This is a genomic window from Pseudomonas kribbensis (assembly GCF_003352185.1).
Taxonomy (GTDB): Bacteria; Pseudomonadota; Gammaproteobacteria; order Pseudomonadales; family Pseudomonadaceae; genus Aquipseudomonas; species Aquipseudomonas kribbensis.
Genome location: NZ_CP029608.1, coordinates 2,783,668 through 2,804,163 on the forward strand (window position 1 = coordinate 2,783,668; position 20,496 = coordinate 2,804,163).

17 protein-coding genes, 1 pseudogene and 1 riboswitch are annotated in these 20,496 nt (G+C 60.6%); of the genes and pseudogenes, 11 read left to right on the forward strand and 7 right to left on the reverse strand.

The genetic code is table 11. The features are described 5' to 3' along the window. Positions 1–23 precede the first annotated feature (23 nt). Positions 24–1,097, forward strand: coding sequence for a C45 family autoproteolytic acyltransferase/hydrolase (locus DLD99_RS12685; protein WP_114882487.1), 1,074 nt, complete (start codon positions 24–26; stop codon positions 1,095–1,097). A gap of 49 nt (positions 1,098–1,146) precedes the next feature. Then, positions 1,147–2,493 carry an MFS transporter gene (locus DLD99_RS12690; RefSeq protein WP_114882489.1) on the forward strand — a complete coding sequence of 449 codons (1,347 nt, stop codon included), beginning with the start codon at positions 1,147–1,149 and terminating at the stop codon, positions 2,491–2,493. Positions 2,494–2,508: 15 nt separating this feature from the next. Here DLD99_RS12690 and mntP read toward each other — a convergent pair whose 3' ends face one another. From mntP to DLD99_RS12705, 3 genes are all read right to left on the reverse strand, one after another. Continuing rightward, positions 2,509–3,072, reverse strand: a complete 564-nt coding sequence (gene mntP / locus DLD99_RS12695; protein ID WP_114882491.1) for a manganese efflux pump MntP — start codon at positions 3,070–3,072, stop codon at positions 2,509–2,511. 7 nt (positions 3,073–3,079) lie between these two features. Then, a riboswitch (yybP-ykoY riboswitch) is annotated at positions 3,080–3,251 on the reverse strand. Between the two features lie 29 nt (positions 3,252–3,280). Then, the gene (locus DLD99_RS12700) at positions 3,281–4,678 is read right to left on the reverse strand and encodes an ATP-binding protein (RefSeq protein WP_114882492.1); all 1,398 of its coding nucleotides are present in this window, start codon (positions 4,676–4,678) and stop codon (positions 3,281–3,283) included. Next, positions 4,675–5,337, reverse strand: coding sequence for a response regulator (locus DLD99_RS12705; RefSeq protein ID WP_114886661.1), 663 nt, complete (start codon positions 5,335–5,337; stop codon positions 4,675–4,677). The genes DLD99_RS12700 and DLD99_RS12705 overlap by 4 nt, the downstream gene beginning before the upstream one ends. 170 nt (positions 5,338–5,507) lie before the next feature. Here DLD99_RS12705 and DLD99_RS12710 point away from each other — a divergent pair, with 170 nt between their 5' ends. The 5 genes from DLD99_RS12710 to DLD99_RS12730 are packed head-to-tail and all read left to right on the forward strand — an operon-like array spanning position 5,508 to position 10,305. Then, positions 5,508–5,774, forward strand: a complete 267-nt coding sequence (locus tag DLD99_RS12710) for a PepSY domain-containing protein (protein WP_114882494.1) — start codon at positions 5,508–5,510, stop codon at positions 5,772–5,774. Then, a complete protein-coding gene (locus DLD99_RS12715; protein WP_114882496.1) occupies positions 5,774–6,319 on the forward strand; it encodes a cytochrome b/b6 domain-containing protein in 546 nt (181 codons plus the stop codon). Before DLD99_RS12710 ends, DLD99_RS12715 begins: the two co-directional genes overlap by 1 nt. 51 nt (positions 6,320–6,370) lie before the next feature. Further along, positions 6,371–7,666 (forward strand): sialidase family protein, encoded by a 1,296-nt coding sequence (locus DLD99_RS12720; protein ID WP_114882498.1) that lies wholly within the window; start codon positions 6,371–6,373, stop codon positions 7,664–7,666. After that, complete coding sequence (locus DLD99_RS12725) at positions 7,666–8,268, forward strand: hypothetical protein (protein ID WP_114882500.1); 603 nt, start codon at positions 7,666–7,668, stop codon at positions 8,266–8,268. Before DLD99_RS12720 ends, DLD99_RS12725 begins: the two co-directional genes overlap by 1 nt. Before the next feature lie 3 nt (positions 8,269–8,271). After that, complete coding sequence (locus tag DLD99_RS12730) at positions 8,272–10,305, forward strand: LTA synthase family protein (protein ID WP_114882502.1); 2,034 nt, start codon at positions 8,272–8,274, stop codon at positions 10,303–10,305. A gap of 35 nt (positions 10,306–10,340) precedes the next feature. On the opposite strand, the gene DLD99_RS12735 is transcribed toward DLD99_RS12730, so the two are convergent. Further along, positions 10,341–12,023 carry an MFS transporter gene (locus DLD99_RS12735; RefSeq protein WP_085708394.1) on the reverse strand — a complete coding sequence of 561 codons (1,683 nt, stop codon included), beginning with the start codon at positions 12,021–12,023 and terminating at the stop codon, positions 10,341–10,343. A gap of 773 nt (positions 12,024–12,796) precedes the next feature. Then, positions 12,797–13,492 carry a transposase gene (locus tag DLD99_RS12740; protein WP_114882504.1) on the reverse strand — a complete coding sequence of 232 codons (696 nt, stop codon included), beginning with the start codon at positions 13,490–13,492 and terminating at the stop codon, positions 12,797–12,799. A 595-nt stretch (positions 13,493–14,087) separates the two neighbouring features. On the opposite strand from DLD99_RS12740, the pseudogene DLD99_RS29420 reads away from it, so the two are divergent. Then, positions 14,088–14,198: pseudogene (locus DLD99_RS29420) on the forward strand (ATP synthase beta subunit C-terminal domain-containing protein); the annotation flags it as partial. Between the two features lie 252 nt (positions 14,199–14,450). Here the strand turns inward: DLD99_RS29420 and DLD99_RS12750 are convergent. Further along, a complete protein-coding gene (locus DLD99_RS12750; protein WP_114882507.1) occupies positions 14,451–14,834 on the reverse strand; it encodes a DUF6124 family protein in 384 nt (127 codons plus the stop codon). Between the two features lie 508 nt (positions 14,835–15,342). On the opposite strand from DLD99_RS12750, the gene DLD99_RS12755 reads away from it, so the two are divergent. Then, on the forward strand, positions 15,343–15,723 hold the full coding sequence (locus tag DLD99_RS12755; protein ID WP_114882509.1) for a RidA family protein: 381 nt from the start codon (positions 15,343–15,345) through the stop codon (positions 15,721–15,723). A 126-nt stretch (positions 15,724–15,849) separates the two neighbouring features. Then, positions 15,850–17,838 carry a peptidase U32 family protein gene (locus DLD99_RS12760; RefSeq protein ID WP_114882511.1) on the forward strand — a complete coding sequence of 663 codons (1,989 nt, stop codon included), beginning with the start codon at positions 15,850–15,852 and terminating at the stop codon, positions 17,836–17,838. A gap of 61 nt (positions 17,839–17,899) precedes the next feature. On the opposite strand, the gene DLD99_RS12765 is transcribed toward DLD99_RS12760, so the two are convergent. After that, on the reverse strand, positions 17,900–19,210 hold the full coding sequence (locus DLD99_RS12765) for an MFS transporter (RefSeq protein WP_114882513.1): 1,311 nt from the start codon (positions 19,208–19,210) through the stop codon (positions 17,900–17,902). Between the two features lie 367 nt (positions 19,211–19,577). Here DLD99_RS12765 and yddG point away from each other — a divergent pair, with 367 nt between their 5' ends. Further along, positions 19,578–20,477: an aromatic amino acid DMT transporter YddG gene (yddG, locus tag DLD99_RS12770; RefSeq protein WP_279634356.1), complete on the forward strand. Its 900-nt coding sequence runs from the start codon at positions 19,578–19,580 to the stop codon at positions 20,475–20,477. The last annotated feature ends 19 nt before the right edge of the window (positions 20,478–20,496 follow it).

A 20,496-nucleotide genomic window follows, 5' to 3' on the forward strand; every position in this document is an offset into this window, starting at 1 on the left:
AACGCCAAAAAGGAAAACCTTTCGTGAACCTTCATTGCTTCGTCACCGACACCCGCAACCCGCAAACCCGTGGGCACCAGATCGGTGATGCCTTCAGCGCGCAGATTCGCCAGACCGTTGCGCTGTACCTCGACTTCTTCAATCAGCTCGACATTCCGCCGCAGCAAGTGCGCGCCATCAGCGAAGCCAGCCTGAAAGCCCTGGAAGACTGGAGCCCGACGCTGGCCGAGGAAGTCGTCGCCATGGCCGAAGGCGCGGATCTGCCGCTGTGGCAACTCGCGGCCCTGAACGCCCGCACCGAAATCCTTGCGGTCATGCCCTCGAATGAAGGCGAATGCTCGACCGCCGTGTTCGCGCCCCATGGCCCGCAAGCGCCGAAAACCATCCAGACCTGGGACTGGCACGACACGCTGGTGCCCAACGGCCTGATCCTGCAACTGACCACCGACGCCGGGATGACCGTCAAGCTGTTCACCGAATTCGGCATGCTCGGCAAGATCGGCGTGAACAGCGCCGGGCTCGGGCTGCACTTCAACATCCTTCACCATGCCAGCGACAACGGCAGCGGCGGGGTGCCGGTGCACGCGATTGCGCGGCGGATTCTGGAGCAGGCGCGCAGCGTCGATGAGGCCATCGAACTGGCGCGTTCGGCACGGGTCAGTGCATCCACGGTGCTGACGGTGTTCTCTCGCGAAGACTCGAAAATCCGCGCCTGCAGCATCGAGATGTCGCCTGCCGCCACCGCCGTGGTGCTGCCGGACGCCGAAGGCTGGATCACCCATACCAACCACTTCCTCGACCCAAACCTGAGCGCTGGCGAACGCACGCCGGACGCCTCGACCACCTACGCGCGCATCGATCACGTCAACGCCTTGCTGACCGGCATGACCGAGGGCGATCTGGTGCGCCGGGCCGATGCCATGTGCGGTGCGGCCGGCGAGGAGGCACCGATCTGCTTCCATCCCGACCTGAGCATGCCGGCCACCGAACGCTGGGAAACCTTGCTGACCATCGGCATCGACACTGAACACTGTGTGTTCGAATTCGCCGCCGGCAACCCGAAACAGCTGGCCCGCAACGGTTACCAGCGCTTCTGAAGCCCTTGCAGCAACGCCCCGAAAAACAACAACAAGAGGAGCACCCCACATGGCCAGTCACCCTGCATGCACGACGAGTTCACCGTCGGCGCTGAGAACCTTCTTCGTCTCCGGCATGGGCACCGCCCTGGAGTTCTATGACTTCGTGATCTACGGCACCGCCGCCGCGCTGGTGTTTCCGAAGGTGTTTTTCCCGCAGATGGACCCGCTTACCGCGACGCTCGTTGCCTTCGGTGCGTTCGGCGCGGGGTTCTTCGCCCGGCCGTTGGGCGGCATGGTGTTCGGGCATTACGGCGACAAACTCGGTCGGCAGAAAATGCTGGTGATTACCTTGTTGTTGATGGGGCTCAGCACCTTCCTGATCGGCTGCTTGCCGGGTTACGCAACAATCGGCGCGGGTGCGCCGGCGTTGCTGGTGCTGTTGCGACTGGTGCAGGGATTTGCCGCCGGGGGCGAGTGGGGCGGGGCCGCGCTGTTCGGCATCGAATCGGCGCCCGTGGGGCGTCGAGGGCTGTGGGGCAGCTTCACCAGCATGGGCATCGGCATTGGCGGGATTCTCGGCTCAGCGGTGTTCGCCGTGGTCAGTGTGGCAGCGAACGACGACCTTGCCGGTTTTGCCTGGCGCATTCCGTTCTGGCTGGGCGGGGTGCTGGTGCTGGTCGGGCTCTATGCGCGGTTGCAGAAACCGGCGCAGTCGCTGGGCGAGTCGAAGGGGCACGGGCGCATGCCGTTGATTGAAGCGTTGCGCGCACGACCTCGGGCCATGTTGCTGTGTACCGGCATCGCGTTTGGCTACGTGACCATCGCCTACATCGGCAGCACGTTCTTCCTGTCCTACGCCACACAACTGGGCTACGGCAGCACCGATGCACTGATTTTCGACATCGCCTTATCGGTTGCCATCGTCATCACTGCGCCGCTGTTTGCCTTACTGTCCGACCGCATTGGCCGGCGCAAGGTGATGATCCTCGGCGCGTTCATCATGGCGGCCGGGTTCTTCGTGTTCTTTCCGTTGGTGGGGCTGAAAAGCCTGTTGGTGTCGACGTTTGCCTACATCGTGATTGGTGCGTTCATGGGTGCGACGCAGGGGCCGATCCCGGCGTTTCTCGCCGAGCAGTTTCCACGGGACATGCGTTATTCGGGGATGTCGGCGGCGTACCAGATCGGTGCCGCGCTGGGAGGCGGGACGGCATCGAGTGCGGCCACGGCCATTCTGATTGCCAACAACCACGACGCGTTTGGCGTTGCGGTGTACGGGGCGGTGGCGTTGGGGATCGTGGCGGTCTGCTCGTTCTTTCTCAAGGAAACCGCGCATTTGAGCCTGGAGGAAATCGACGCGCCATTGAACGGCGCATCGGCGACGGCACCAGTGCCGGGACGCTGGCAAACGCCCTGACACCGGCATTCGGGATCAGGCTGACAGGTGTTCGTAGAGAATCGTCGCACCGACAATCATCAGCACCACGCCACCGACGATTTCCGCACGTTTGCCGACCACGGTGCCCAGCACCCGACCCAGCATCACGCCAAGGGTGACCATGGTCATGGTCGCCAGGCCGATGGCGGCAGCGGCCACCCAGATGTTCACATCGACAAACGCGAGGCCGACGCCGACAGCCAGGGCGTCAATGCTGGTGGCCACGGCGGTGACGGCGAGGATGAAGAACGAGTGCTGCCCCGGTTTTTCTTCTTCGGCTTCCTCATGCTTGAGGCCGTTGTAGATCATGTGCAGTCCGAGCGCGACCAGCAGGGTGAAGGCGATCCAGTGGTCCCAGCTTTCCACCCAGCGAGTAGCGGCCTGGCCGATGAACCAGCCGATGACCGGGGTGATTGCTTCGATGACACCAAAGATCAGACCGGTGCGCAGGGCCTCGGTCAGGCGTGGTTTGTGCAGGCTGGAGCCCTTGCCGATGGCGGCCGCGAAGGCATCCGTGGACATGGCGAGTGCGAGGAAGATCAGGGAAACAGGATTCACGGGCAATACTTCCAGTCGGGCCATGAGTCAACGACACAACCACACGCCCGACTTTCGGCATGGATGTGTCGTCGGTCTCACCAACCAGAAGGTGTTCGCACCACGGCATGTTGCCGAATATGTTGATACGAACGCTTCCGAGGGGCTCGGAAGCAGGTTACTCCCCAACGAAGGCCCGGATCATAGGCAGGCAAACATGAAAATTTCGTTAAATGCCCGGCGCAGGTTCGGTTGACCCCGCAGGGATTCGCAGCTCGGCGCACAACCCGCCTTCAGGCCGGTTGTACAGCTGCAGGGTGCTGCCGATCTTGCTCACGATCATCTGCACGATGGCCAGTCCCAACCCCGCGCCATTGGCGTGACCCTCGCTGTAGAAGCGTTCGAACAACCGCGCATATTGCTGCTCATCGATGCCGGGGCCGGCATCTTCGACGCTGATCGACACCGAACCGCAGGCCTGTGGCTGCACCTGAACCCGCACCTCGCTGCCGGGCGGGGCGAAGTTCAGCGCATTGGTTACCAGATTTTGCAGAGCGATGGCCAACGCCACCGGATCAGTATCCACCGGGCAGTGATGGTCGCTGTCGAGGATCAGCTCAACGTCTTTTTCCAGGGCCAGCGGCGTCAGCTCGGCCAGCTCCTCGCGCACCAGCGCGGTCAGTTCGACGCGGGCGTTTTGCGGGGATGCCAGACGCGGTTCGATGCGCGCCATGGTCAGCAATTGGCTGGCGATGCGCGTGGCGCGGTCCACGGCGCTGACCAGAAACTCCAGCGCTTCCTCGCGTTGTTGCGGGGTGTTGGCCAATTGCGCGTTCTGCGCATGAATCCGCAGGATCGCCAGCGGCGTGCGCAACTCATGGGCGGCGTCGGCGATAAAGCGTCGCTCCCGGGCCAGCAGGTTGTCGATCTGTTGCAGCAAGCGGTTGAGCGCGGTCTGCATCGGCTCGAGATCCTGGGGCAGGGGGCTCAGGTGCAGGGGTTTCAGGGTGTCGGTGTCGCGACCACGAATCGATTGGGCCATGGCGCGCAATGGCTGCAGGCCCCAGCCGATGGCCAGCCAGATCAGGATGGTCAGCAGCGGCACGCCGATCAGGCTCGGCCAAAGGGTATGGCCGACGATGCGGGTGATCAGGTCCTGGCGGATGTCGTCGCGTTCACCGACCCAGATCAACAGGCCTTGTCGCGGATCCTGAAGCAGGAAGGCGCACCAGTCGCGACCGTTCTCCATCAAATCATGGGCGCCGAGAGTGGTGGGCGGTGCATCCAGAATCGGCGCTTCGGCCGAGCGCATCAGCAACTGGCCGTCGTTGCGCCAGACCTGAAAGGTCAGCCGCGTCTCGTAGGGATGCGCCGCCTCGCCATCGCCGTCACCGTCCCGGCTCATCGCCTCGTCGAAGGCCTGATGCAGGCGCTCCCAATCGTTGTCGCCGGGTGCGCGCTGGGCCAGCACGCCTTGCAGCAGGCGGGCACTTTGCGCCAGTTGGGCGTCGTAGATTTCTTCGATTTCGTGGTGGCTGTAGCGCAACACTGCCCAACTGATCAGCACATCGCCGAGTAGAACCAGAAACAGCACCGGCAGCAGAATCCGCGCGCGAATCGAGTTCATGGCTTGAGCTCCACGACATACCCCACGCCGCGCACGGTGCGGATCAGCTCGGCGGAGAGTTTCTTGCGCAGGTTGTGGATCAGCACTTCCAGGGTGTTGCTTTCGACCCGTTCCTGCCAGCCGTACAAGGTGCGCGACAGGCGTTCGCGGGTGACGACTTTGCCGGGGCGGGCCATCAGTTGATGCAACAGTTGATACTCCATCGGTGTGACCACCACCGTGCTGCCGCGCCAGGTGACTTGCTGGCTGATCGGGTCGAGGCAGACGCCGGCGTGTTCCAGCATCGGTTGCGCGCGGCCCTGACTGCGCCGCAGCAAGGCACGGATGCGCGCCTTGAGCTCATCGACATCGAATGGCTTGACCAGATAATCGTCCGCGCCGGCATCCAGCCCGGCGATGCGCTCGGCGGTGCCGTCGCGGGCGGTGAGGATCAGCACCGGCAAATCATGCTGGCTGGCACGCAGTTGTTGCAGCAGCGCGAGGCCGTCGAGCCTAGGCAGGCCGAGGTCGAGCAGCAAAAGATCGAAGCTTTCGCTGCGCAACGCATGCAGCGCACTGACGCCATCCTGCAACCAGTCGAGGGTGTAGCCCTCGTTGCTCAGGGCGACGCGGATGCCCTGGCCGAGGGCGCGGTCATCTTCGACCAGAAGTAGGCGCATGGCATTTTCTCTGTGGGAAATCGGGCGCGTGTCCGGCGGCATCATGCCGCTCGCCTTGCTGCCGTGGCAGCCCCTGAACCGGCGAAGATGTTACGACTCGTTGCCAACTAAGCTTTCGTTAAGCTTGGTTTTGCACAGTGAGGCCTTTCCCATCCAGCGAGAGTGCTTCCATGCGCAAACTTGTGCTGTTGTCCCTGATTGTCGCCAGCCCCCTGGCCGTCGCCGGCCCGCAATGCACCACGGCCGAACGTTCGCAGTGGCAGGACCAGAAAGCGTTTCAGGAACAGCTGAAATCCCAGGGCTACGAAATCAGCAAGTTCAAGGTCACCGACGGCAACTGCTACGAGATCTACGGCTTCGACAAGGACAAGCGCAAGGTCGAGATCTACCACGACCCGGTCAGCGGCAAAGCGGTGAAAACCGAGATCAAGGGCTGATGCCACGGGATTCCCTGCGCCTCTGGGACCCGGTGGTGCGGGTGTTTCACCTGTCCATCGCCGGGGTCTTTGCCGCCAACTACTTCTTCAATGAGGCCGGTGACGACTGGCATGTCTGGCTCGGTTATTACGCCATGGGCTGGCTGCTGGTGCGTCTGCTGTGGGGATTCGTCGGGCCGCGCAGTGCGCGCTGGTCGGACTTCTGGCCGACGCCGTCACGGCTGGCGGCCCATGCCCGGTCGCTGATCGCCGGACGGCCCGAGCATCGTCTCGGGCATTCGCCGATCGGCGCACTGGTGATGATCGCGATGCTGTTGGCAATGCTGACCGTCGGCCTCAGCGGCTGGGCCATGGAAGAAATCGATGCCCTGTGGGGCGCCGACTGGCCGCTGCAAGTCCACGAAACTGCCGCCGATGCCTTGCTGGCGCTGGTTATCGTGCACATCGCGGCGGCGCTGTTTGAAAGTGTTCAAGTGCGCGACAACCTGCCGTTGTCGATGCTCACCGGGCGCCGGCGTCGTCTGCCGGACGATCCGGGCCGGTGACAGGGATGTTCTTTCGATGGATTGCCATCTCGTAACTGCCATGAGCTGCCTATGCGTGCCTTGTCCTTTCGCTTGAAATTCGTAGTCGCTGCGCTAGCCGTCAGCCTGATTTTTATCGCGGCGTGGCGCAGTCACCCGGAGCATGTGCTGGCGCCGTTCGCGGTTGAAACGCCTGCGGTCCAGGCTTCGGCGAATGCGGCCGAGCCGATGTACAGCAGCCGTTTCGTGTCTTCGGAACTGGATGATTTCGTGCATTCGTCCTCGGTCACCGCGTTGCCCGGCGGCGACCTGATGGCGGTGTGGTTCGCCGGCTCCCGCGAAGGCGCCGCCGATGTGCAGATCCGCACCGCGCGCTACAACGCCAAAACGGCGGAGTGGGGCGCCGAACAGGTGCTGGCCACCCGTGAATCCACCGTCGCCGGCACCCAGCGCTACATCCGCAAGCTCGGCAACCCGGTGATCGCCCTCGCGCCGGATCAACGCTTGTGGATGTTCTACGTGTCGGTGTCCGTCGGCGGCTGGGCCACCAGCGCGATCAACGTGATGGTCTCCGATGACCTGGGGCGCAACTGGACCGCGCCGCGACAGCTGATCACCTCGCCGTTCTTCAATATCAGCACTTTGGTGCGCGCCGCACCGGTGTTTCATGCCGACGGCTCGATCGGGCTGCCGGTGTATCACGAGTTCATGGGCAAGTTCGCCGAATACCTGTACCTGAGCGCGGACGGCGCCGTGATCGACAAATTCCGCATCAGCCGGGGCAAGCATTCGCTGCAACCGACCATCGTGCCGCAGGACGAGCGCCGCGCCGTAGCGATGCTGCGCTATGCCGGTGAAACCCATCACAAGGTGCTGGCCAGCCGCACCGAAGACGCCGGGCAGACCTGGAGCGAGCCGTATCCACTGGAGCCGGCCAACCCCAACTCGTCGCTGGCGGCGGTGGGCACCGCCGATGACGGTTTGCTGGTGGCGCTCAATGACCTGCGCGACGGTCGGTTCAAGCTCAGCCTGTACGGCACCGATGCCAATCTCAGCGCCTGGCGCAACGTGATCGAACTCGACCAGTCCCCCGATCCCCTCGGCCAGCCGTTTTCGCCCGAGGCCTACAAGGCAATCATCGGCGAAGGCTTTCGCGCTTCAAGTGGCGCGCAGCGTTTGCCGCTGGAGCAGCGTTTCCTGAGCAACCTCGACTACCGAGTGTGCAAGCCCGCAGGCTGTGAATTCGAGTACGAGTACCCGTACTTCAGCCGTGGCAGTGATGGCCTCTATCACCTGGTTTATTCCTGGAACAACACTTTCATCAAACATGTCAGCTTCAACGATGCCTGGCTGGCGGAGCGCCTGTGATGCTGTTTCTCTGGCAAGCCCATTTGAGTTTCATCCTGCTCGGTTTTGTCTTGCTGGGTTCCTTTCAATTCACCCAACGCTGGCGTCCGTGGCTGTTGCCGGCGCTGGCGCTGGTCAGCTTCATTCCGCTGGGCGGCCTGCCGCTGGCGGCGTATGTGCGCAGTTTTACCGATGACCTGGCGATTACCACGCTGGTGTTTCTTGGCTGGGCCGCGTTGTTGCGCCTCGGTGTGGTTCCTCATCTGAATCCGCTGACACGGGTGCAGGTGCTGGGGTTGTTCGTGGTGCTGACGGCGCTGCTGTACCCGGCGACGATGGGCCTGACCTATGTCGATCCTTACCGTTGGGGCTTCAATCCACGGCCGATGATCGTGGTTGTCGGGCTGGCGACTTTGGCGCTGCTGTGGCTGCGTAACTCGCTGGGTGTGGCGATGCTGTCACTGGCCACGTTGGCGTTCGCACTGCGCCTCAAGCCTTCGGAAAACTATTGGGATTACCTGATCGACCCTTTGCTGGCGGGTTATTGCCTGATCGCCGGTTTCGGACTTTGCATTAAGGCAGCGTGGCATTTCCTGCCATCTCAACGAACGACACAGAGGTAAACGATGGGGTGGTTGCAATCGCGTCGCCTGCGCTATGGCGTGGGCGCGACAGGTTTGGCGTTTCTGCTGTTTGCCTTGCTACGGCTGGTGTTCCTGATCGGGTTTTCCGGGGTGGGTGTCGCGCAGTTCTTTGCCGACCCGCAATGGCTGCAAACCCTGGGCATCGGCTTTCGTTTCGATCTGAGGCTGGCGCTGTTGCTGGTGCTGCCATTGGCGGTGCTGGCGTGGCTGCCGCGCTGGAATCTGACCACGGTGCTGCTGTTGCGCGGTGCGGCGCGGGTTTATTTGCTGCTGGCATTGGGGCTGATCGGTCTGGTGTACATCATCGACTTCGGCCATTACGCCTACCTTGGCGTGCGGATCAACGCCACAGTTCTGCGTTATCTGGACGATGCGCAGATCTCGCAGCAGATGGTTTGGGAAACCTATCCGGTGCTGTGGATTGCACTGGGCTGGCTCGCGGTTCTGGCGCTGTGGTTCTACGGATTTGTGCGGCTGGAACGGTTGACCCTGGCCCGTGAACCTCAAGTGATCCGCCGCAGCTCAGTCGCCGTGGGCGCGGGGCTCGGGTTGGTGGCCGTCCTGCTGGCGTTGTTGGGCCGGGTCGACAAGCTCAACCTGGAAAACCCGGTGCCGCTGCGCTGGAGCGATGCGTTCTTTTCCGGCAACGGACAGATTGCCGCCGTGGGCCTGAACCCGGTGCTGTTCCTCTATGACACGCTCAAGGCCGGGCAGGCGCAGTTCGACGAGGCGCAGGTGCGGGTGCATTACCCGGTGATTTCCCGTTATCTGGGTGTGGATCGTCCGGATGTGCAAAGCCTGGCATTCGAACGCCGGCAATCCGTGCAGCCCTACCACGTCGTGGCCGAGCGGGCGCCGAACGTGATGTTTGTCATGCTCGAATCCCTCGGCACCAGCGCGGTGGGTGCCTATGGCAACCCGTTGAACCCGACGCCCAATCTTGATCGGCTGGCAAGCGAGAGCTGGTTCTTCAAACACTTCTACGTCCCGGTCACCGGCACCGCGAAAACCGTGTGGGCGAGCATCACCGGCGTCCCCGACGTCACCCGACAGGAAACCGCCACCCGTCATCCGCTGATCACCAACCAGCGCACGCTGATCAATGCCTTCACTGATTACCAGAAGCTCTACATGATTGGCGGCAACGCCGGTTGGGCCAACATCAACGCGCTGATCCAGCAAAGCATCGACGGTGTGCGTCTGTACGAAGAGCGCGACTGGCGTTCGCCACGGGTCGATGTGTGGGGGATTTCCGATCTGGACCTGTTCAAGGAAGGCGACGAGATTCTGCGTGCACTGCCGAAGGACAAACCGTTCTTCGCCTACGTGCAAACCTCGGGCAATCACCGGCCATTCACCATTCCCAGGGACAACGACGGATTCGAGGTCAGCAATCTGTCGCTGGAGCAGGTGCAAAACGCCGGCTCACGCAGCGTCGAGCAATACAACGCGGTGCGGCTGCTGGACTTCAACATCGGTCGCCTGATGGAACTGGCCAAGGCCGGCGGCTATTACGACAACACGATTTTTGTGTTCTTCGGCGACCACAACACGCGCATCAGCCGTATCCCGCACATGCCGCCGGCCTTCGAACAACTGGGGCTTGAAAGCAACCATGTGCCGATGCTGATTCATGCGCCGGGGCTGCTCAAACCGAAGGTGATTGAAGAGGCGGTGGGGCTCGCCGATCTGCTGCCAACCGTGGCGGGCATGGCCGGCGTTTCTTTCGAGAACCGCGCCATGGGCCGCGACCTGCAGCAACCGGCACCCGAGGGCGAACGGGTGGTACCGCTGGTGTTGCGCGAAGGGACGTTCCCGTTGATCGGCGGAGTAACCAAGGATCACTTGCTGCAGATGCAGCACGACGGCAGCGCGCCGACGTTGCATGACCTGAAGTCAGCTACGCCACTGGAGAACGTCGCCGATGCGCATCCCGAAGAATTTCAGAGACTGGTCGAGTTGACCCGGGGACTGCACGAAAGCGCACGGCTGATGCTGTATCGCAACGTGCGTTGACGGCCCTCTCTCGAGGAAAAAGGGCCGCCACGGTTTCAGGTGTGATGGATGTCGCGATCCTTGGTTTCCGGCATGAAGAAGATGCCCAGAATCGCCGTCATCACCGCGATGACAATCGGGTACCACAAGCCGTAGTAGATGTCCCCGGTGGCCGCGACCATCGCGAATGCCACGGTCGGCAGGAACCCGCCGAACCAGCCGTTGCCGATGTGGTACGGCAGCGACATCGAGGTGTAGCGGATGCGCGCCGGGAACAGCTCGACCAGCCACGCTGCAATCGGGCCGTAAACCATGGTCACGTAGATCACCAGTACGGTCAGCAGGAGCAAGACCATCGGGTAATTGGTCTTGGCCGGATCAGCCTTTTCCGGGTAACCGGCCTCTTTCAGCGCGGTGCCGAGGCTGGCGGTGAAGGCGTCGTTGCGGGTTTTGAAGTCAGCGGCCGGCATGGCGGTGCCTTCGAAGCTTTCGATGACCTTGTCGCCAATGCGCACCTGGGCCACGGTGCCCGGTTCCGCCACTACGTTTTCGTACGGAATCGCCCGTTTGGCCAGGATGGTTTTCGCCAGGTCGCAGGAACTGGTGAATTTGGCCTTGCCCACCGGATCGAACTGGAACGAGCACTGGTCAGGGCTGGCGACCACTTTGACCGGGTTCTTTTCCTGGGCGATGAACACGTCGGGGTTACCGTACTGGGTCAGCGCGTGGAAGATCGGGAAGTAGGTCACCGCCGCCAGAATGCACCCGGCCATGATGATGCCCTTGCGCCCGATGCGGTCGGACAGGCTGCCGAAAATCACGAAGAACGGCGTGCCGATCAGCAGCGAGCCAGCGATCAGCAGGTTGGCGGTCTGCGGGTCGATCTTCAGGGTTTGCAGCAGGAAAAACAGCGCGTAGAACTGCCCGGTGTACCAGACCACCGCTTGGCCTGCAGTGCCGCCGAGCAGGGCCATGATCACGATTTTCAGGTTGTCCCAGCGGGCGAAGGATTCGGTCAGTGGCGCCTTCGACGCCTTGCCTTCGGCCTTCATTTTCATGAACACCGGCGACTCGTTCAGTTGCAGACGGATGTAGACCGACACCGCCAGCAGCAGGATCGACAACAGGAACGGAATCCGCCAGCCCCAGGCCTCGAACGCCTCGGTGCCCAACGCGGTGCGGCAGGCCAGAATCACCAGCAGCGACAGAAACAGCCCCAGCGTCGCCGTGGTCTGAATCCACGAGGTGAAATATCCGCGTTTGCCCTTCGGTGCATGCTCGGCCACATAGGTCGCCGCGCCGCCGTATTCACCGCCCAGCGCCAGACCTTGCAGCAACCGCAGGGTAATCAGAATGATTGGCGCCGCGACCCCGATGGTCGCGTAACCCGGCAGGAAACCGACAATCGCCGTCGACACACCCATGATCACAATCGTGATCAGAAACGTGTGCTTGCGCCCGATCATGTCACCCAACCGCCCGAACACCACCGCACCGAACGGCCGCACCGCAAAACCGGCGGCGAAGGCGAGCAGGGCGAAGATGAACGACGTGGTCTCGTTGACCCCGGCGAAAAAGTGCTTGGCGATGATCGCGGCGAGCGAGCCGTAGAGATAGAAGTCGTACCACTCGAAGACCGTGCCGAGGGACGAGGCGAAAATGACCTTGCGCTCCTCCTTGCTGACACTGTGGTGCGGGTGCGGCGCACTGCCGGTGGACATGCTGTCGAGTACGGCCATGAGGGTTCTCCGTCGTGCTTGTTGTTATAGGCCGGAGCACTTCATCAACGTCGCGTACCCGAGGCCTTTGGTTGGTGCTGGAGCAGGTGGTTCGTGGAGCGTGCACAGACTCTCGACCTCGCGGGAGGGCGGGGTTTCTTTGAGCATAATTGGGATTGGGGGGATATCCAGTGGAGGCGGTGGGTGGGGGACAGTGACGGAGATGGATTGGTTGGTTCGGGGAGGGGGTGAGTTAAATGAGTCTGCGTCCGTGGTTTTTATAGTTATTCAGAATTTTGGTTGTTCTGAAGGTGTATTAAAAACTGTAATTTCTATCAGGTGTGGTTGTGGGTTTTTGTGTTGATACTTTGCTTGTGAATGCGCAGAAAATAAATCTGTCCCCTTTTGATTCTTTCTCAATCAAAGGGGACAGATTTATTTAATCGTCCCCTTTTGATGTTAAGCACTTTTCTCTGGTCGTCCTCGGTCTCTGAATAATCAAAAGGGGACAGATTTATTTAATCGCTCCCCTTTGATGTTAAGCAGTTTTCTCTGGCCGTCCTCGATCTCTAAATTGAATGCGTCTCCCGGTGATTTTCTCGATTTCGTCGACTAATTTCATGTTGCCAGTCAGTTGGCCCCGCTGAAGTGCACCCCTTATGAGTTGCAATTCATCGATGGGTGTCGCCATCTCAACAAACGATTTATAGCGTTCACGCCGTTTGGCCTCAGTAGGCCCCAGCTCAATAAGGAATCAAAAGGGGACAGATTTATTTAATTGTCCCCTTTTGATGTTAAGCAGTTTTTTCTGGCCTTCCGCGCGCTCTGAACTGAATGCGTCTTCCAGTGATTTTCTCGATTTCGTCGACGAATTTCATGTTGCCAGTCAGTTGGCCCCGCTGAAGTGCGCCCCTTATGAGTTGCAATTCATTGGTGGGCGTCGCCATCTCAATAAACGTTTTATAGCGCTCACGCCGTTTGGCCTCAGTAGGCCCCAGCTCCATAAAGCAGGGATCTTTGTCCAGCCATGTGGATTCAGAAAAATCGCACAGGCGCAGAGCAAAACTTGACCAGCGATAATCTTCTGCACGCGCCACCATCCGGGCCCGCACGGGGTTTAACTCGATGTAGCGACTGCAAGCCAATAGATAAGTGTCGGATTGAACAACGCTGGATTTGTAGCGACTTTCCCACAGCGTCCCGGTCCTCCCCTCAACCTTGTTGCGATACCGCGTCATCCGCCCGGCGAGGGCTTTCATGAGTTGTCCAAGGCTGGATGTTGACTCCCTTGGGGCAAGCAGCAAATGCACATGATTGGTCATCAGGCAGTAGGCATAAACTTTTATACCCAATGCGTCCTTGAGTTCGCGCAGGTCAGAGAGATAGCGTTCGAAATCCGCCGGTTCGGCAAACACAACCTGCCTGTTGTGGCCGCGCTGCACGATATGGTGTGGGTAGTGGGGTAGCACGATGCGTCCCGTTCTGGGCATGAGTCTTCCTACGTCCTTGTTTTGACAGATGAAGTTTAGAAGGTGGCGAGGCTGAGGCAGGTGGGATGTGTCAGAGAATGTATCTGCCGAAGCTAAGCGAATGAATTAAATAAGCCAGTATCCGCTACCTCTTATAATCGTTCAGGGTTTTGGTTGTTCTGAATCAGTATTAAAAACTGTTATTTCTATCAGGTGTGTTTGTGGTTTTTTGTATTGATACATTGCTTGTGGGTGCGCAGAAAATAAATCTGTCCCCTTTAATTGCTACGTCCTTGTTTTGATGGATGAAGTTTAGAAGGTGGCGAGGCTGAGGCAGGTTGGATGTGTCAGAGAATGTATCTGCCGAAGCTAAGCCAATAAATTAAACAGGCCAGAATCCGCTGCCTCTTATAATTGTTCAGGGTTTTGGTTGTTCTGAATCAGTATTAAAAACTGTTATTTCTATCAGGTGTGTTTGTGGGTTTTTGTGTTGATACTTTGCTTGTGGGTGCGCAGAAAATAAATCTGTCCCCTTTGTTCCTGTCCCCTTTGTTCCTTTGTTCCTTTGTTCCTTTGTTTGCACCTTTGTTTGCATGGCGTGAGGAGAGTGATCATGGGAAGTGAAGAAGTTCTGCAAAAATATAAAGACCTTCGAGATATTATTGCTATATTAGGAATGGATGAGCTAAGTCAGGAGGATAGTTCGCAAGTTGCAAGAGCAAGAAAAACAATTAAATGTGCAGATGAAGTGCTGCAAGAGATAGAAGCGGCTATTGACGCAGGTCGCGCCAAAGAAATAAAGATTGACGAAGTTATAGAAAAAGTGGCTCGAGAAGATCCACCCTGCCTAGAACCGACTCTTTACTGACTTTTTTGCATTCAAAAGTGCATTCAAAAGGTGCATTCAAAAGGGGACAGATTTATTTATCGTCCCCTTTTGAAGCTTTGTGGTAGCGAATATAAGCTCCACCGCTGCGGATTACTCCGTCGGCACAACTTTATCCAACACTCGATTCACCGCCAGTTCCGCCAACATCACGACTTGCGCAATACCCTGCGCGGTCTTGCGGTGAGGACCCTGGAGCAGGTCGGCGAAGTTGTGCAGCATGACGTTGGCCGAACCGAGGGTTTCGACGGCGTCGACCAGCAGGGATTCGTTGTTGCTGGCCGGGTTGGTCTGGTAGAGGCGGTTGGGGGTGTAGGGCGCGGCCATCATGTGGGCTGTCATCGGGCCGAGGTGGTAGTCGAGGGCGCGGTTGGCGGCTTCGTTGAATTTCTTGGAGTCAGGGCATTCGTACGGCGAAGTTGGGTCGGTGATGCTGGCCGGTTCGGTGACCGGGGGATTTGGAGTTGCTTTGAACATATTCATTCTTTTCCTGTTTTGAAGCCGCCAGACCCGAGCTACTAAACAAGGGTGGAGGCAGCTGTGCGCAGGTTAGTAGACCGGGGAAAAGAAGAAAGCCGGCGTGCCCGAGGGCACCCTACGCACAGCCACCATCAAATCCAGGTATGGGAATACCTGACTGACAGAGACTTGTGCACTCTTCAAATACCAACGGGCTACTAAACCCGATCACTGCGAATCAGTGACCCGATCCAAGTTACCGGCCGCCCCCAAGGCGCACAAGCCGGCGGATTCTGGCGTAGCCGTAGGCTCTGGCGCAAGGATTTGTGGGCAATTGCGCGTAACTCCAGGTGTCTTTAAACACACGCATCGAAACGTGTTTGGTGACCCACAAAACACTCTGAAACATTCGTCGGAATCCACCCCAAAATCCGCCATGGCTTCAAACCCGCCGCCGTGTCTGTAAACTGGCCGCCCGAAACGGCGCGCGATGGCGCCGTCCTCACTGCCAGCGAAGGACTTTCCCATGGCCAACCAAGACATCACCTACACCCCGGACCCGGATGCAGACTCGATCTCTTCGGACGTGACCGAATTCAACGGCATCCTGATGTCGACCCAGATTCCGACCCGTGCCGACGGCAGCCTGGAACTGGGCGACATCACTGCGCAAAGCGAATGCACGTTGCAGGCGCTGAAAGTGGCGCTGGAAAAGGCCGGCAGTTCGATGGACCGCGTACTGCACCTGACCATTTACCTGACCGACATGGCTGATCGCGCTGCGTTCAACGAGGTGTACAAGCGCTTCTTCGCCAAGCCTTGGCCGGTGCGTGCGGCGGTTGGCGTGGCGGCGCTGGCGGTTGAAGGGATGAAGGTGGAAGTCACCGCGATGGCCGCCAAGGCCTGAGTTTGCGGTTTGGTTTGGCAGTTCTGCCCTGAGCAGGGCTGCCACCCGGCAGCACAGGCGTGCCGCCCACGCGTTTCGCGGCTACAATGCGCGCCTCGACCGTGACAGCCTGACTAAAAACTATATATGTCCTTGCCCAAACATCACCTGGAACTGCTCAGCCCCGCCCGTGACGTGGCCATCGCCCGCGAGGCCATCCTGCATGGCGCCGACGCGGTGTACATCGGCGGCCCGAGCTTCGGTGCGCGCCACAACGCGTGCAACGAGGTGAGCGAAATCGCCGAACTGGTGGAATTTGCCCGTCGCTATCACGCGCGCATCTTCACCACCATCAACACCATCCTGCACGACAACGAACTGGAGCCGGCGCGCAAGCTGATCCATCAGTTGTACGACGCCGGCGTCGATGCGCTGATCGTCCAGGACCTGGGCGTGATGGAGCTGGACATTCCACCCATCGAGCTGCACGCCAGCACCCAGACCGATATCCGCACCCTTGAGCGGGCCAAGTTCCTCGATCAGGCCGGTTTCTCGCAACTGGTTCTGGCCCGTGAACTGAACCTCAAGGAAATCCGCGCAATCGCCGATGAAACCGATGCTGCCATCGAGTTCTTCATCCACGGCGCGTTGTGCGTGGCGTTTTCCGGTCAGTGCAACATTTCCCACGCGCAGACCGGGCGCAGCGCCAACCGTGGCGACTGCTCCCAGGCCTGCCGTCTGCCGTACACCCTGAAAGACGAAAAGGGTGGCGTGATCGCCTACGAAAAACACCTGCTGTCGATGAAGGACAACAACCAGAGCGCCAACATCCGCGCGCTGGTCGAGGCCGGTGTGCGTTCGTTCAAGATCGAAGGTCGCTACAAGGACATGGGCTATGTGAAGAACATCACCGCCTATTACCGCCAGCGCCTTGACGACGTGCTCAACGACCGCCCGGACCTGGCCCGCGCCTCCAGCGGCCGCACCGCGCATTTCTTCATGCCGGACCCGGAAAAGACCTTCCACCGTGGCAGCACCGACTACTTCGTCAGCGAGCGCAAGATCGACATCGGCGCGTTCGATTCGCCGACGTTCACCGGTCTGGCGGTGGGCACCGTCGAGAAAGTCGGCAAGCGTGACATGCAGGTCATCACCCACGAGCCGCTGTCCAACGGCGACGGCCTCAACGTGCTGGTCAAGCGCGAAGTGGTGGGTTTCCGCGCCAACATCGCCGAAGCCAAGGGCGAGTTCGAGGAAGAGGGCGAGAAGCGCTACCGCTACCGCGTCGAGCCGAACGAAATGCCGGAAGGCCTGTACAAGCTGCGCCCGAACCATCCGCTGAACCGTAACCTCGACCACAACTGGCAGCAGGCCTTGCTCAAGACCTCCGCCGAGCGTCGTATCGGCGTGAGCTGGCTGGCGAAGCTGCGTGAAGAACGTCTGGAACTGACCGTGACCAGCGAAGAGGGCATCAGCGCCAGCGTTGCGCTGGACGGCCCGTTCGGCGTCGCCAACAAACCGGAACAGGCGCTGGAGACCTTGCACGATCTGCTCGGCCAGCTCGGCACCACCGAGTACCACGCGACCTCGATCAAACTGGATGCGCCACAAGCGTTCTTCATCCCGAACTCGCAGCTCAAGTCGTTGCGCCGTGAAGTGATCGAAGCGCTGACCGCCGCCCGCGTTGCCGCCCACCCACGCGGTTCGCGCAAGGCCGAGACCACGCCACCGCCGGTGTACCCGGAAGCTCACCTGTCGTTCCTGGCCAACGTGTACAACCAGAAGGCTCGTGACTTCTACCACCGTCACGGCGTGAAGCTGATCGACGCGGCGTACGAGGCTCACGAAGAGGCGGGCGAAGTGCCGGTGATGATCACCAAGCACTGCCTGCGGTTCTCCTTCAACCTGTGCCCGAAACAGGCCAAAGGCGTGACCGGCGTGAAAACCAAAGTCGCGCCGATGCAGCTGATTCACGGCGATGAAGTGCTGACCCTGAAGTTCGACTGCAAGCCGTGCGAAATGCACGTGATCGGCAAGATGAAGGGCCACATCCTGAATCTGCCGCAGCCGGGCAGCGTGGTGGGGCATATCAGCCCTGAAGACCTGATGAAGACCATTCCTCGGGCGCCGCACTGATGTAACAGGCAATAAAAAACCGGTGACGAAAGTCACCGGTTTTTTTATGCCCGCCAGAAACTCAACTGGCTTCGTAGCGCGATGCCGTTGACGGCGCCGCTTCGCCACTCAACGCATCGACCATCGGCGGATGCTCCTGCGCGGCCTGACGCAGATCCTCGGTCACCCGCAGCTCGGCGCCGGTCGGCGAGAACGTCGCTGCCGCCGCAAACGGCGCCGGGTTGGCCGGCACCGGACGTTTGCCGCGACGCCAGAAGAAAAACGTCACCATGGCCAGGTTGACCAGCGCGAAGGCCCAGAACAGGCCGGTTTCGCCGTGGGCGTTCATCGCCGGGGAGATCAGCAGCGGGCTCATCGCCGAGCCCAGCGAGTTGATCAGCAGCATGCCCTGAATCATAGGCACCAGGGTTTCGACAGGCGCACGGTCGGCAGCGTGGCTGACGGCCACCGGGTACAGCGCGAACACGCCGCCGCCCAGCAGGAACAGCATCGCCGCGAGCATGGCCGAGGACAGCGGCACCAGCACGATCACCAGCGACAGCACGGTGCACGCGGCGCACAGCACGGTCAGCACTTGCAGGCGATCCTTGCGGTCGGACCAGCGCCCGACCGGGTATTGCAGGAGCATCGCGCCGAGGACCGTCCAGGCCATCATGCTGCCGACTTCGCCGACGTTCAGGCCGATGCGTTGCAGGTACAGCGGCAGCAGGGTGTAGATCGCCGCGATGGTGACGCCGGAGCCGAAGCAGCCGACCAGCCCGGTGGGCGATACGCCCAGCAGCGCCCGTGGCTTGAGCGGTTCGACCTGCTCCAGCAATGGCGAAACACGCGGCAGGATCACGATCGGCAGCACCGACAGGGTCGCCAGCATGCCAGCGACCATGAACGGCGCGGTATCGCCCAGACCGGTGATTTTCCCCAAAAACGCCTGACCCAGCACGCCGGCGCCGTAAAGGACGATCATGTACAGCGCCAGCAGACGCCCGCGAATCTTCGCGTCACCGGCCAGCAGCAGCCAGCTCTCGATCACCAGAAATACGCCGACAGTGGCCCAGCCGTTGATCAGACGCAGCACAACCCAGCCCCAGGTGTCATAAAACAGACCTTGCAGCAGGATGGTCGCGGCGATCAGCGAGGCGAAGCTGCTGTAGGCGCGGATATGGCCGATGCGCAGGATCAGCCGGTCATTGAAGATCGCGCCAAGCGTCAGGCCGATGAAATAGGCCGAGGACACGATGCCGATCATCGTCGCCGATTCGCCGGCAGCGCCCAGGCGCAGGGTGGTCAAAGAAGACAAAAAGCCGTTGCCCAGGGCAACAATGAACAGCCCGAGCAGGGGCGCCAGCGCCATGGCCAGCAAACGCGGTGTCATAAAAACCTCAAGTGATCGAACAGCGGAACGTGCGCCTCTGCGCATGCGAGTGCCAAGCCGAAGTGTGTTGAAGACAAACGACCGCCGAACGGGCAGGACGATTGAGCCTGGCGCACTTCGTGAAAGTGGCCGGCTGTTCAAACCTGAGGGTTGTCATGGCTGCGGGCAGGCGCCGTTCGGGCGACTGCAAGAGGAGGCGCGATTTTAAGCCTTGTGCGGCGTTTGCCAAGGTGCGGGCCCTGCGACGTTGGGACGCAGGCCGGATCGATAACGGCAGCGCATTCATTGCCCGGATGAAAAGTTGCTGTATCGATGCGGTTTCCCTCGTTAGCCTGTGCGGTCGAATCGCGATATTGATCCAGAGGCAATGATGCAGATAAGAGGCGAGCGTGCCGCCACGGCGTGCGGGCTGTTGGCGATTGTGTTGTGGAGTACTGCCGCCGGGTTGATCAGGGGCGTCAGTGAACATTTCGGCCCGCTCGGCGGGGCGGCGATGATTTACACCCTGGGGGCGATCCTGCTGGTGATGTTTCTCGGGCGACCGCGCCTTCGTTCCACGTCCACACTCTATCTCCTGCTCGGCAGTGCATTGTTCGTTGCCTATGAGGTGTGCCTGTCCCTGGCGCTGGGTTTTGCCAGTGACCGGCAACAGTCCATCGAACTGGGCGTGGTCAATTACCTGTGGCCGTGCCTGACCGTGGTGCTGGCGATTTTCATGAACGGGCAGAAGACCCGCTGGTTCATCGTTCCCGGCAGTGCGCTTGCGCTGTTCGGCATCCTCTGGGTGGTCAGCGGTCAGGGCCTGTCGCTGCCGGGGATCATCGCCAACGTCAATTCCAACCCGCTGAGTTACAGCCTGGCGCTGGCCTGTGCGATCACGTTTGCGCTGTATTGCAACGTCACGCGCCGCTACGCCAACGGGCAGAGTCTGGTGGTGCTGTTTTTCGTGCTGACGGCGATTGTGCTGTGGGTGAAGTGGAGCTTCAGCAGTGAACGGATTTCTGCCTTCACCCTGGGCAACTCCCTCGAACTGATCGCCACCGGCATTGCCATGGCCGGCGGATATGCGCTGTGGAACATCGGCATCCTGCGCGGCAATCTGACCTTGCTGGCCACTGCGTCCTACGGCGCACCGGTACTGTCGTCGGCGTTCGCCGCGCTGTGGCTGGGCGTCAGTTTGCAGATGCAGTTCTGGCAGGGCGCGGTGCTGGTGACCGTGGGTTCGCTGATCTGCTGGCAGGCGACACGGCAACGTCAGATCTCCTGAAAAACCCGCCGTTGCCGCG

Bases quoted from the DNA above. Each gene is read 5' to 3' on its own strand.
- DLD99_RS12690 (WP_114882489.1), top strand. From the start codon at position 1,147: ATGGCCAGTCACCCTGCATGCACGACGAGTTCACCGTCGGCGCTGAGA.
- DLD99_RS12725 (WP_114882500.1), top strand. From the start codon at position 7,666: ATGCTGTTTCTCTGGCAAGCCCATTTGAGTTTCATCCTGCTCGGTTTT.
- DLD99_RS12720 (WP_114882498.1), top strand. From the start codon at position 6,371: ATGCGTGCCTTGTCCTTTCGCTTGAAATTCGTAGTCGCTGCGCTAGCC.
- DLD99_RS12760 (WP_114882511.1), top strand. From the start codon at position 15,850: ATGTCCTTGCCCAAACATCACCTGGAACTGCTCAGCCCCGCCCGTGAC.
- DLD99_RS12740 (WP_114882504.1), bottom strand. From the start codon at position 13,492: ATGCCCAGAACGGGACGCATCGTGCTACCCCACTACCCACACCATATC.
- DLD99_RS12710 (WP_114882494.1), top strand. From the start codon at position 5,508: ATGCGCAAACTTGTGCTGTTGTCCCTGATTGTCGCCAGCCCCCTGGCC.
- DLD99_RS12765 (WP_114882513.1), bottom strand. From the start codon at position 19,210: ATGACACCGCGTTTGCTGGCCATGGCGCTGGCGCCCCTGCTCGGGCTG.
- DLD99_RS12735 (WP_085708394.1), bottom strand. From the start codon at position 12,023: ATGGCCGTACTCGACAGCATGTCCACCGGCAGTGCGCCGCACCCGCAC.
- DLD99_RS12700 (WP_114882492.1), bottom strand. From the start codon at position 4,678: ATGAACTCGATTCGCGCGCGGATTCTGCTGCCGGTGCTGTTTCTGGTT.
- DLD99_RS12750 (WP_114882507.1), bottom strand. From the start codon at position 14,834: ATGTTCAAAGCAACTCCAAATCCCCCGGTCACCGAACCGGCCAGCATC.
- DLD99_RS12705 (WP_114886661.1), bottom strand. From the start codon at position 5,337: ATGCGCCTACTTCTGGTCGAAGATGACCGCGCCCTCGGCCAGGGCATC.
- yddG (WP_279634356.1), top strand. From the start codon at position 19,578: ATGATGCAGATAAGAGGCGAGCGTGCCGCCACGGCGTGCGGGCTGTTG.
- DLD99_RS12755 (WP_114882509.1), top strand. From the start codon at position 15,343: ATGGCCAACCAAGACATCACCTACACCCCGGACCCGGATGCAGACTCG.
- DLD99_RS12730 (WP_114882502.1), top strand. From the start codon at position 8,272: ATGGGGTGGTTGCAATCGCGTCGCCTGCGCTATGGCGTGGGCGCGACA.
- DLD99_RS12715 (WP_114882496.1), top strand. From the start codon at position 5,774: ATGCCACGGGATTCCCTGCGCCTCTGGGACCCGGTGGTGCGGGTGTTT.